The organism is Candidatus Epulonipiscium viviparus, assembly GCF_000171335.1.
GTDB classification, from domain to species: domain Bacteria; phylum Bacillota; class Clostridia; order Lachnospirales; family Cellulosilyticaceae; genus Epulonipiscioides; species Epulonipiscioides viviparus.
This window is the reverse complement of record NZ_ABEQ01000002.3, coordinates 22,429-34,750: the sequence shown is the minus strand read 5'-3', so window position 1 is coordinate 34,750 and position 12,322 is coordinate 22,429. Positions and strand designations below refer to the sequence as shown.

Sequence of the window (12,322 nt, the reverse complement as noted above, 5' to 3'; positions counted from 1 at the left end):
GATAACTAGAATGGAAAAAAATTATGACGATATGTATGACATGATAATTGTAGGAGGAGGGCCTGCGGGGCTCAGTGCAGCGATATATATGTCTAGAGCAAAGTATAAAACTTTAGTTCTTGAAAAAGAGAAGTTTGGTGGTCAAATTGTAATCACATCCGAAATAGTGAATTATCCTGGGGTACTTTCTACAAGTGGAACTAAATTAACTCAAGATATGCAAAAACAAGCTGAGTCTTTTGGGACAGAGTTTAAGTTAGAAGAAGTTATTGGATTAGATATGTCTGGAGATATAAAAATTGTTAAGACCAATATTAGAGAGTATAGAACTTTTGGAATAATTTTGGCACTGGGTGCTTATCCRCGACAAATAGGATTTAAGGGTGAAAAGGAATATAAAGGAAGAGGAGTTGCATATTGCGCGACTTGCGATGGAGAATTTTTTACCGACATGCCTATATATGTTATAGGAGGAGGTCTAGCATCAGTTCAAGAAGGTGCCTTTTTAACCAAATATTCAAATAATGTACAAATAATCGTTAGAAAATCTGAATTTAATGTGCCCAAAATAATTAGTGACGAAGTATTGAAAAATCCAAAAATCAAAGTTCACTTTAATACAGAAGTAAAAGAAATTTGGGGAGATAATATCCTAAAAGCAATTCGACTGATTAACAATAAAACAGGTGAAGAAAGAGTAGAAAAAAATAATGGAGGCATAGGGGTCTTTGTGTTTGCTGGGTACGCACCAAATACCGAATGGCTAGATAAAAGCATCGAAAAAGATGAAGGTTATATTATAACCAATATGCAGCAAGAAACGAATRTGGCAGGTGTGTATGCTGCAGGAGATGTATGTATAAAAGAATTGCGCCAAGTGGTAACAGCAGTATCAAATGGAGCAACTGCTGCTGTAGCTGCGGAAAAATATATAACCGCGATGCATGAAAAACTGGGTATCCCGGCATTTACTTTAACAACAACGAGATCCAAAAAAGTCTTAAATCCAGCAATAACACAGATGGATGATGCATTTTTGAGTCAAGAAATGATTGATCAATTGGTTCCTGTTTTTGAAAAATTTGAAAATAAGGTTATTATAAATGCTGTGTTAAACGAAAGCTCTTTGGCACTAGAGATGTCAAGTTTAATGGATGAAATAGACCAYCTTTCCGATAAATTRGTTGCAACAAAAAGTCAGGCAAATAAAGAAGAAATGGCACCATATTTAGAGTTATTGTATGCCGATGGGACTCCTAGTGGWATTAAATTTTATTCAATGCCAGGTGGACATGAGTTTAATTCATTTATAATCAGCTTATATAATATTGCAGGGCCAGGAAAAACAATTTCAGCGGAAGATGAAGCCAAGGCAAAATCCTTAAAGTCAAAAACCAACATAAAAGTGTTGATTTCACTGCATTGTACCATGTGTCCAGATGTTGTTATGGCAGTAGGAAAAATTGCCACATTAAATCCATATATAAAAACTCAGATTATTGATATTGCACATTTCAACGATCTAAAAAATAAATATAATGTAATGAGTGTTCCTTGCATGGTAATTGATGATAAAGAAGTTTATTTTGGACGTAAAACTATTACACAAATTTTAAATATATTAAGTGAAGTGTAGACTTGTTCAAAAACAAAATTCGCAGCTGGTTGGTCTGCGATAAAATTATTAATATAATATTAAAAATAATTCTATGATAAAAATTACACCACTAAGTATAGTGCTTATGATAGCAAGCAATTTGTGCTTATTAGCCAAGTTATCGATAGCTATTAATAAACCGAGTATTCCTAGGCATATTAAATTGACATGATTTGYAAAAGACAAACGTTGCAACAAAACAGATKGATCACTAGTAATTAAAGTTAAAGTCGAATAAAATACTGAAATAAGTCCTAGTAAAGTAGCGGTAAATTTGAGTTCCATATAGAGACCTCCACTCCAGTGTTAATATGATTCTGATATATTATAGTATTCAATTCGGCTTTTTGTTACACAAATTTAAAAAACTATAGAAAAAAATGCTGTGATAAAAGCTAAAGTTCCGACTAATATATTAAAAATTCCAATTATAAATTGAGACTTATTGAAGACACCTTTGGCAATAACAAAATTTAATATTCCTAATGCTATTAAGTTGATGTGATTAGCGGTGTCTTCGTTCAAAAAAGTATTAAAGCCAAATATGGATAATCCAGCAAAAGTTACTATAAAAATTATAGAGATTATTTTTAAAAAATGTAAACTCATGTTAATCCTCCGTAAATAATAATACTTATTTATAGTATAGTATTAAAATAATTTTTTTGTGATCAAAGTGTGTTACCATTCGAGATTGTCAAAAAATATAGTCCATTCATTTTTAAGATTTTCCCATGAAATTTTAAAAGCTTCCCAATCGGATTTCCATTCTGTTTTAAAAGCTTCCCAAGCAGTGTCCCAGCCATCTTCAGCCAGATTCCAAATATCATCATCATCTTCTAATGCTTCTAAGTTTGGATTATATGTACTGACACTATAGGTATCATCAGTATTTAAATCATTTTCGGCAGTGTCCCAATTATTGGTGTATATAAAATCTTCAGTAATTGCTGGAATTACAGGAGTGATGGGTTTTTTGGTGAGAATTGCGTGGCCATCTAAATTCATGTTACTAGAAATGACGGCGCCGGTTTGTGCATCTAATGTACACCTATAAAATTGGTATAAGGCCAATGAAGAAATGTCAGTATTGATAATGGGAGCAAAAAATTCTATGTCTATTTCTAGAGTGTTTGGATTTAATTCTACTTTGGAGAAAGACAGTTCTGATATATCTGTTTTTACATATGCTGCACTGATTGTCTTTGCAGTTTCGGCAGAAATGATACGATTAGAGGGAGTAGCGGCCAGGGTGCTCAGCGTTGTTGTTAAACACATTACTGCAATAAGAAACATTTTTTTCATAATTATCACTCCGATATAAAGTTAATGTCATTAGTGATCTAGATTAAGTCCAGCAGTTACTATATTAACTATTGCTGAAAATTAAATTCAACCATTTTTTTTAAAGAAATTTTGCATTAAATGTTAGTCTGAAGATCAATCCCAAACATCTTCTAAGTCATCCCAAGCATCTTCCCAGCTATCCAAGGTGTCGTCCCAATTATCTTCTAAGCTGTCCCAAGAATCTTCCCAGCTATCCAAGGTGTCGTCCCAATTATCTTCCCAGTCATCCCAAATATCTTCCCAGTCATCCAAATTATCTTCCCAGGTATCTTCCCATTCATCTAATGTATCATCCAAAGAATCGTCCCAGTTGTCTTCCCAGGTATCCCAAGTGTTATCCCAATTGCTTTCCAAGTCGTCCAAAGCATCTCCCCAGGCATCTTCCCAGTCGTTCCAATTATTTTCCCAGTCATCCAATGTATCATCTAAAGCATATTCCCACTTATCCAAGGCCTGATCCAAGATGTCGTCCCAGTTTTTATCATCATTAAAATTTTCGATATCTGCATCGACGGAAATAATGTCTCCAGTAAAAGCGTTTAATGTATAATCATATTCTTTATATGTTGGTAGACCTTTGATTGTCGTTGCTACAAAAAATTCTACTTCAATTTCTGCATCATCCCTATCAAGTTCGGTTTTAACAAATGTTGCATCTGCTGCAGTTACGCGTGCATGGGCAAGAGCGATTTGTTTAGCGGTTGATTCGCTGATGTACTCGGTGCCTGCGATATTGTTAGAGCTATCGAAGTTATCGTCAACACCATCCCAATCTGTATCACTGATGTGATTGTTAAACTCTTCTATGTCTGTATCTTTGGAGAGAATTGCACCTGTGAAAGCGTTTAAATTATAGTCATACTCTTGATAAGCAGGTACCCCATTTATGATAGATGGTACAAAAAATTCTACATCAATTTCGGGTTTTCCGTCTTCGATGTCAAGGGCTGTTTTAACAAAAATGGCATCAGAAGCATTTACGCCGGCATCAGACAATACGATTGCTTTTGCTAAAGATTTGCTGATATATCCTGCAGTACTTCCAGCTGCTGCCATTACGGTAGAGCTCATTGCTAGTGCTAGTGCTACAACTAAAAATTTCTTATTCATATATCACCTCGCGAAGTTTTCAAATTATATATTAATGGATATACCTGCTATTGTAGCAGGCATAATTTTCTAGTCATCCCAGTCGTCGTCCCAGTCATCATCGTCATCATCGTCGTCATCGTATCGGTCGTCCCAGTCGTCATCATCGTCGTCATCGTATCGGTCGTCCCAGTCATCATCGTCGTCATCGTATCGATCATCCCAGTCGTCATCATCGTCATCGTATCGGTCGTCCCAGTCATCATCGTCGTCATCGTATCGGTCGTCCCAGTCATCATCGTCGTCATCGTATCGATCATCCCAGTCGTCCCAGTCGTCATCATCGTCATCGTATCGGTCATCCCAGTCATCATCGTCGTCATCGTATCGGTCGTCCCAGTCGTCATCGTTGTCATCGTATCGGTCGTCCCAATCATCATCGTCGTCATCGTATCGGTCGTCCCAGTCATCATCGTCGTCATCGTCCCAGTCGTATCGATCGTCATCGTCCCAGTCATCATCATCTTTGTCATTGAAATTTTCGATATCTATATCGGCAGAAAGAATGGCTCCAGTGATAGCGTTTAAGTTATAGTCGTATTCCTTATATGTTGGTATACCGTTAATAGTGGTTTTGACAAAAAATTCTACTTCAATTTCTGCATCATCCCTATCAAGTTCGGTTTTGACAAATGTTGCATCTGCTGCATTTATGCGTGCATGAGCAAGAGCGATTTGTTTAGCGTTTGATTCGCTGATGTACTTGGTGTTTGCGTTATTATTATAGTCATCGAATCTGTCATCAACACCATCCCAGTCCGTATCAACTGTATAATCATTAAACCCTTCTATGTCCACATCTCTAGAAATAATTTCGCCTGTGAAAGCGTTTAAATCATAGTCATATTCTTTGTAGACAGGTATTCCRCTTACGGTAGATTGTACGAAAAATTCGATGTCGATTTCGTGCTTGCCGTTTTCGGTGTCAATTTCTGTTTTAACAAATGTGGCATCGGAAGCATTTACGCCGGCATTAGACAACGCAATGGATTTTGCTTGAGATTTGCTGATATATCCTGCAGTACTTCCAGCTGCTGCGAATACGGTAGAGCTCATTGCTAGTGCTAGTGCTACAACTAAAAATTTCTTATTCATATTATCACCTCATTAAATTATCAAAGTACATGGCGCAAAAAAATATTTAATACCATGTAATATATTAATATATGTAACTTGTGTTAAGAACAATACTATTTTGAAATTTATTAATGCGAAAAAAATAATTTGTAATCGATAAGTAATATTAAAGCTGATTAAAAAAAATCAATAAATCAGATTATTCTACTTGTTTTATTTAATTTTAAAATATATAATAAGCATATAATTTTAGATAAAAGGGGGCAATATTGTGTTACAAGAATGTTTTGTAGAGGTATTTAATAAAGAGCCAGAAGTAATTTATTTTTCGCCAGGAAGAATTAATTTGATAGGTGAGCATATCGACTATAATGGTGGATTAGTATTTCCGTGTCCAATTACATTAGGGACCTATGCTGCTGTTGCAAGACGTGACGACAAAACTGTTAGATGCTACTCGAAAAATTTTGAAGACCTAGGTATCATAGAATTTAATTTAGATCACCTGGATTATGATAAAAAAGATAATTGGACGAATTATGCTAAAGGTGTAGCCAAATTTTTATTRGAAAAGTACCCAAAAATTAATAGCGGATTTGATGCCGTAGTTTATGGAAATATTCCAAACGGCTCGGGGCTTTCTTCATCAGCATCTCTAGAATTGCTAATTATCCAAATATTTAAATCGTTATTTAACTTGCCTATTACAGAAGTAGATGCAGCATTGCTAGGCAAAAAAGTGGAAAATGAATATATTGGTGTAAATAGTGGAATTATGGATCAGTTTGCGATTTCTCTAGGCAAAAAAGATAAGGCTATTCTGCTAGATTGCAACTCCCTGGATTTCACATATATTCCAGTAGATATGCCTACCACAAAAATCGTAATTATGAACACAAATAAGCGCCGTGAGCTTGCAGACTCAAAATATAACGAACGAAGAGCAGAATGTGAAAGCGCATTGGCGAAGCTCCAATCTAAAGTTAACGCAGAGAACCTATGTGAAATTGATTTGGCAGAYTTAAAAGCAAACAAAGATCTTCTTACCGAAAATGAATATAAAMGAGCATGTCATGCTATTACAGAAAACATTCGAACAAAAGCCTCGGCAGAAGCCTTTAAAAATAATGATTTGGTAGAATTCGGAAAATTGCTCAATGCTTCTCATAAATCACTAAAAGAAGATTATGAAGTAACAGGAATAGAACTTGATACCTTGGTTGCTGCAGCGCAAGAACAGCCTGGCACATTGGGCGCACGAATGACAGGGGCAGGGTTTGGCGGATGCTCTCTTGCTATTGTAGAAAACGATAAAATAGAAGCGTTTGTAGAGAATGTGGGGAAAGCATACCTCGACAAGATTGGATATGCGGCAGATTTTTATATTGCCAAAATTGGTGATGGACCAACAAAAGTAGAAGATACAAAAAATATAATTTGATGGAGGAGTTTATGAAAATTTTAGTAGTAGGTGGAGCTGGATACATTGGTTCTCATGCAGTGCGAAATTTATTGAGAGAAGGTTTTGATGTCGCAGTTGTTGATAGCTTGCAAACAGGATTTAGAGCATCAGTGCCAGAAGGAGTACCCTTTTATCAGGTAGATATACGAGATACAGCAGCGCTAGAGGAAGTCTTCGAAAAGGAACAAGTTGATGGGGTGATGCACTTTGCCGCAAACTCACTAGTAGGAGAGTCGATGGAAAAGCCGCTTAAATATTATAGCAATAACGTGGGTGGTGCCGAGAGTTTATTGTCTGCTATGATAAAATTTGGTGTAAAATATATTGTATTTAGCTCAACGGCAGCGACATATGGCGATGTTAAGATAATGCCAATTACAGAAGAGACGCCAACAGCCCCAACGAACACTTATGGCGAGACCAAGTTGGCAATAGAAAAAATGCTTAAGTGGACTAGCGTAGCGCACGATCTAAATTACGTTTGCTTGAGATATTTTAATGTTGCAGGCGCAGATGCCGAAGGTGGAATAGGTGAGGCGCACAATCCAGAAACGCATCTAATACCAATCATATTGCAAGTGCCACGCAACCAAAGGGAGTATATCACGATATTTGGAGATGATTATGATACTGCAGATGGCACATGCGTGCGAGACTATATTTATATCACAGACTTGATTGCAGCCCATATTTTGGCAATGAAATATTTGATGGCTGGTGGCGAAAACAATATCTTCAATTTGGGCAGTAGCACGGGATACTCTGTAAACGAAATGATAGAAGCCGCAAGAGAAGTAACGGGGCATCCAATTCCATTGGTCTACGGCGAAAGACGAGCGGGAGATCCAGCATCGTTGATCGCATCATCGGCCAAAGCAAAAGAAATCTTGGGCTGGGAACCAAAAACTACAAATGTAAAAGAAATTATATCAACCGCGTGGGCATGGCATAAGGCGCATCCAAATGGATATGAAAAGGAGTAAGATATGTTAATAGAGAGACTAATTGCGATAAGTTTAGAAAATGGACTTATCACAACAGATGATATAATGTACGTGAGAAATAGACTGTTRGCTATTCTAAAAAAAGACGAGCCAGATGCTGTAGAGGAAGTATGTATATTAAATTTATACGAAACACTTGATGCAATTTGTGACGAAGCCGTTGCKRCGAAAATAATAGAAGACAACGCTGCAGCGAGGGACATCTTTGCTTCTGTAGTGATGAACGTATTTCTCGACAAGCCTTCTGTGGTTAATGCCAAATTTTGGAGTCTATATGCAACAGATCGCAAGATAGCGACAGATTGGTTCTACAATCAAAGTAAAAGTTGTAACTATATAAAAGTTGATAGAATCGCGAAGAATAAAATATACAGCGCCAGTTCCAAATATGGAGATTTAGTTTTAACGATAAATCTGTCAAAGCCAGAAAAAGATCCAAAACAAATAGCATTGGAGAAGCTGGCTCCTAGTTCATCATATCCTAAATGCTTGCTATGTGCGGAAAACGAAGGGTACGAAGGACGTATAAATCACCCAGATCGTGCAAACCATAGAATGATAAGGATGAACTTAAATAACAGAGAATGGTGTATGCAATACTCACCATATTTATATTATAATGAACATTGCATTGTCTTATCTACAAGCCACATTCCGATGCAAATTAACGAAGAGACATTCAAGACACTTCTAGATTTTACGACAGAGCTTCCACACTATTTTATAGGATCTAATGCGGATTTGCCAATTGTGGGTGGGTCAATATTATCACACGAACACTATCAAGGCGGAAATTTTGTGTTTCCGATGACTAACGCTAGCAAGCTGTTTGATATTGAAATAGCAGAAGTCGACGTGACCGCACAAGCAATAAACTGGCCGCTTTCAACCATTAGATTGCAAAGCAAAAACAAAGCGACGCTAGTAAAAGTGTGCGCAAGAATTTTAAATGAATGGCGAGGATATAGTGACCCAACTCAAGACATACTTTCGCATTCTGAAGATATACCACATAACACAATAACCCCAATTTGTCGCAGACGTGGAGAAAATTATGAAATGGACCTGGTGTTGCGTAACAATAGGCAAACTGCAGAGTTTCCAGATGGAATTTTTCATCCGCATCAAGATGTTCATCATATTAAAAAAGAAAACATTGGCTTAATAGAAGTGATGGGGCTTGCGGTATTGCCGGGTCGATTGCTAGAAGAGCTCGATGCAGTAAAATCGTATATTGCCGGAGAAGCTGCCGAAGTTGCAGAATATCAYAAAGGATGGGCAACAGAACTAAAAGTTCAATACTCTGCCAATGCCGATCTAGAAGCATATGTGATAAAAGCACTAGGAGATAAATTTAGCCGAGTRTTAGAAGACGCAGGCGTGTTTAAATTGACAGATTCAGGTATAAATGCATTCAAAAAATTTGCAGAATCAATAAATCAATAAATAAGCAAAAGCATAAAATGAAAATGGTTACAAAAGTATTTGCCACACTAGCAATTGAAAAGCACTTATGGAGGTAATAATATTAAAAATAAGGAGAATATCTATGAAGATAAATGATAAAGAGGTTGAAGTGATTACCTTAACTAATGAAAACAATATGAGTGTAGAAATATTGAACTTAGGTGGAATTATAACCAAAATTATGGTGCCAGATAAAAATGGAAAACTGGAAAACGTTGTTCTAGGATATGAAGATTACCAAGAATATGGAAAAAATCAAGGATATCTTGGAACATTGATTGGCAGAACCAGTGGGAGAATTGGTGGGGCAAATTTTGTGCTAGATGGAATAACATATAAATTGCCTGAAAATAATAATGGAAACTGTTTGCATGGAGGAATTTRCGGATTTGATAAAAAGATTTGGGCAATCGAAAACCTAGAAAACAACAGTGTAACATTGAGTCTGGTAAGTCCAGATGGAGAAGAAGGCTTTCCGGGAGAAGTTCATGTTAGCGTCATTTATACATTGGCAGAAGACAATTCACTGTCTATTACGTATACCGGACAAACCGATAAAAAAACTTTATTAAATCTTACAAATCATAGCTATTTTAATTTATCTGGCGATGCAAAGACAGACGTGTTAAATCATGAACTGACGCTAAAGTCCAAGTTGGTTGCAGAAGGCGATGAGTTTTTGATCCCAACGGGAAATTTGATAGATGTAAATGAGGTGGCAGCATTTGATTTTAGAACACCCAAAAAAATCGGAAAAGATATAGATGATCCAGCGTTGGCTTTAGCTTCGGGATACGATCATCCATTTATCTTAGAAAAGGGAGAGGGTCTCAAAAAAGATTGCGTTGTTATGACATGTCAAGAAAGTGGCAGAAAGATGACAATGGATACCACCTATGATGCGGTAGTTATCTATACGTCTAATTTTCCAAATCACAAAAAGCTAATAGGCGGCAATTCGTTTGAAGCCCGCGATGGTATTTGTTTCGAAGCTCAGCAGTTACCAATCGGAAGAGATGACTGCAACAAATGTGATAGCATCCTAAAGAGCGACCAAGAGTATAATCACACAACTATATATAGATTTAGCAATATCTAATATCAATAATCAATAGTCCCAAGATTCTAGTAGATTACTAGCAATACTGGGGCTTTTTTTGCGTTTTATGGAAAATTTTTATAATTTTTTCCTAAATTTTGTATAAAGAAAGCCACATTTCCATATCATAACACAATATATATATAAATTATAAAGGAGGTCTCAACGTGGTATTAGGGGTAGACGGTGGAAACACCAAAACGGATTATTTTTTGTTCACCAATGATGGAAAGTTGGTATCACATATTAGAGCTGGCACGTGTTCTCACGAAAGACTTGCTGATAGCTTTAATGGTTCGTTTAGAGTTATACGAGAGCATATAGACCGCCTGCTTAAGCAATCTAGTGTGGATTATAGCGAAGTAGAAGTGGGAGTTTTTGGATTGGCGGGAGTTGATACCAAAAGTCAGCGTGAGGCACTTCAAGAAAAATTATCTAGGCTAAATATAAATAAAATAATTGTTGATAACGATGGTTTTTTGGGAATAAAGGCCGCTAGCGATGATGGAACAGGAGTTTGTTCTATTAACGGAACTGGTACGGTAACTGTAGGAATTGATTCGCAAGGAAATAGACTACAAGTAGGAGGCATTGGCGACATCGTAGGAGATGATGCAGGAGGAGCATTTATTACACGTCTGGCAATACGATGCGCATATAGCAGTGTGTTTAGATGCGGGCAAAAGACGGAGTTTACGCAACGGGTGCTTAAGTTACTGCAATGTAGTGATGAAAAGCTGGAGCTTCTAGATGCTATTTCAGATTTATATAAGAGGCCGATAGTGCACTTGCCATTTATTCAGTTGATGTTTGAGTATGCAGAAGCGGGAGATGCTGCTGCGGTAAAAGCGATAGATCACATAGCTTATGAGCTTGCTTGTTCGGTAGCTGGATGCATTGGCAAATTGAAGTTTGAAGATCGAGCAAAGGTGATTTTGGCCGGGTCTGTGTGGGTTAGGCCAAAGTCAGATGTCCTAAGAGACACATTTAAGAGATATGTAACTAAATTAACCAATATAAAAATCGAATATATAACTTTAGTTGTACCACCCGGAATAGGAGCGATTTTGTGGGCCCTAGAAGAGCAATGCGGAAAATCGTTAAACAAACACATAAGGGATAATATTATTAGAGAAATGGAGCGCATTTATGGAAATTAAACAATTAAATTTGGCTGGGCTAACAACAGAAGCTAACAATCAAGATACGATAAATATCGATTCTGTCTCAACACTAGAACTAGTGAAGCTGATTAATGCGCAAGATAGGTTGGTGGCGCAAGCTGTAGGAAAAGAAGCCGATAAGATTGCGACAGCAGTTGAGTATATTACAGATGCGTTTAAAAAAGGTGGCAGGTTATTTTATTTTGGTGCGGGCACCAGCGGAAGGTTAGGCGTGTTGGATGCGTCGGAATGTACGCCAACTTTTGGTACCGATCCAGAAATGGTTCAGGGTTATATAGCTGGAGGAGACGCCGCATTGAGAAATCCTGTAGAAGGCGCCGAAGACAGCTTTATCGATGGAGTTAATATAGTTGAAAAACTGGCCATTACCGAAAAGGATGTAGTTGTAGGCATTACTGCAAGTGGGCGCACAAAATACGTATTGGGTGCAATTTCTGCTGCAAACAAATTAGGATGCGTAACAGTTGGTGTATGCAACAATGCGAATTCGGAGTTACATTCGGTAACAAAAATTACTATTGCACCAGATGTTGGCCCAGAAGTAGTTCAGGGTTCCACAAGAATGAAATCTGGAACGTCGCAAAAGCTGGTACTGAATATGTTAACAACGGGAAGCATGATTAAACTGGGAAAAGTGTATAAAAATTATATGGTGGATATGAAGCCAAGTAACGAAAAATTATTAGATAGGGCAGTGAGGCTGGTGATGCAAACAACAGGTTGCGAGCAGAGCATCGCGATGTCCACGCTAAGCCAATGTAACTTTCATGTTAAGATTGCTATCGTAATGATTATGTTAAGCTGTGATAGAGATAAAGCTGTAGAGTTGTTGGAAAATTCTGGAGGATATGTGCGRTCTGCGATAGAAGAGTAGAT

Annotated in this window: 11 protein-coding genes; 7 read left to right on the top strand and 4 right to left on the bottom strand. The window is 37.2% G+C overall.

Going from position 1 to position 12,322, the window contains the following annotated elements; genetic code table 11:
- Nucleotides 1–10 precede the first annotated feature (10 nt).
- Nucleotides 11–1,636 carry an FAD-dependent oxidoreductase gene (locus EPU_RS00510; protein WP_029487720.1) on the top strand — a complete coding sequence of 542 codons (1,626 nt, stop codon included), beginning with the start codon at nt 11–13 and terminating at the stop codon, nt 1,634–1,636.
- A gap of 381 nt (nt 1,637–2,017) precedes the next feature.
- Here the strand turns inward: EPU_RS00510 and EPU_RS00500 are convergent, their stop codons facing one another.
- The 4 genes from EPU_RS00500 to EPU_RS12940 form a co-directional block, all read right to left on the bottom strand.
- On the bottom strand, nt 2,018–2,266 hold the full coding sequence (locus EPU_RS00500; RefSeq protein ID WP_010165760.1) for a hypothetical protein: 249 nt from the start codon (nt 2,264–2,266) through the stop codon (nt 2,018–2,020).
- 72 nt (nt 2,267–2,338) lie between these two features.
- Nucleotides 2,339–2,962, bottom strand: coding sequence for a hypothetical protein (locus tag EPU_RS00495; protein WP_010165758.1), 624 nt, complete (start codon nt 2,960–2,962; stop codon nt 2,339–2,341).
- A 135-nt stretch (nt 2,963–3,097) separates the two neighbouring features.
- Nucleotides 3,098–4,114: a PepSY domain-containing protein gene (locus EPU_RS12470; RefSeq protein ID WP_010165756.1), complete on the bottom strand. Its 1,017-nt coding sequence runs from the start codon at nt 4,112–4,114 to the stop codon at nt 3,098–3,100.
- 69 nt (nt 4,115–4,183) lie between these two features.
- A complete protein-coding gene (locus EPU_RS12940; protein WP_083792504.1) occupies nt 4,184–5,248 on the bottom strand; it encodes a PepSY domain-containing protein in 1,065 nt (354 codons plus the stop codon).
- A 253-nt stretch (nt 5,249–5,501) separates the two neighbouring features.
- Here EPU_RS12940 and EPU_RS00480 point away from each other — a divergent pair, with 253 nt between their 5' ends.
- The 6 genes from EPU_RS00480 to murQ all read left to right on the top strand — a co-directional run bounded on the left by EPU_RS00480 (nt 5,502) and on the right by murQ (nt 12,320).
- Entirely contained in the window at nt 5,502–6,671 is a 1,170-nt protein-coding gene (locus EPU_RS00480) for a galactokinase (protein WP_029487719.1), read from the top strand.
- Nucleotides 6,672–6,682: 11 nt separating this feature from the next.
- Nucleotides 6,683–7,675 carry a UDP-glucose 4-epimerase GalE gene (gene galE / locus EPU_RS00475; RefSeq protein ID WP_010165751.1) on the top strand — a complete coding sequence of 331 codons (993 nt, stop codon included), beginning with the start codon at nt 6,683–6,685 and terminating at the stop codon, nt 7,673–7,675.
- 3 nt (nt 7,676–7,678) lie between these two features.
- The gene (locus EPU_RS00470; protein ID WP_029487718.1) at nt 7,679–9,142 is read left to right on the top strand and encodes a UDP-glucose--hexose-1-phosphate uridylyltransferase; all 1,464 of its coding nucleotides are present in this window, start codon (nt 7,679–7,681) and stop codon (nt 9,140–9,142) included.
- 103 nt (nt 9,143–9,245) lie between these two features.
- Nucleotides 9,246–10,262 carry an aldose epimerase family protein gene (locus EPU_RS00465; RefSeq protein WP_010165749.1) on the top strand — a complete coding sequence of 339 codons (1,017 nt, stop codon included), beginning with the start codon at nt 9,246–9,248 and terminating at the stop codon, nt 10,260–10,262.
- 167 nt (nt 10,263–10,429) lie between these two features.
- The gene (locus EPU_RS10955; protein WP_010165748.1) at nt 10,430–11,422 is read left to right on the top strand and encodes an N-acetylglucosamine kinase; all 993 of its coding nucleotides are present in this window, start codon (nt 10,430–10,432) and stop codon (nt 11,420–11,422) included.
- Nucleotides 11,412–12,320 (top strand): N-acetylmuramic acid 6-phosphate etherase, encoded by a 909-nt coding sequence (gene murQ / locus EPU_RS00455; protein ID WP_010165746.1) that lies wholly within the window; start codon nt 11,412–11,414, stop codon nt 12,318–12,320. The genes EPU_RS10955 and murQ overlap by 11 nt, the downstream gene beginning before the upstream one ends.
- Nucleotides 12,321–12,322 lie beyond the last annotated feature (2 nt).

Bases quoted from the DNA above. Each gene is read 5' to 3' on its own strand.
- EPU_RS00500 (WP_010165760.1), bottom strand. From the start codon at position 2,266: ATGAGTTTACATTTTTTAAAAATAATCTCTATAATTTTTATAGTAACT.
- galE (WP_010165751.1), top strand. From the start codon at position 6,683: ATGAAAATTTTAGTAGTAGGTGGAGCTGGATACATTGGTTCTCATGCA.
- EPU_RS00495 (WP_010165758.1), bottom strand. From the start codon at position 2,962: ATGAAAAAAATGTTTCTTATTGCAGTAATGTGTTTAACAACAACGCTG.
- EPU_RS12470 (WP_010165756.1), bottom strand. From the start codon at position 4,114: ATGAATAAGAAATTTTTAGTTGTAGCACTAGCACTAGCAATGAGCTCT.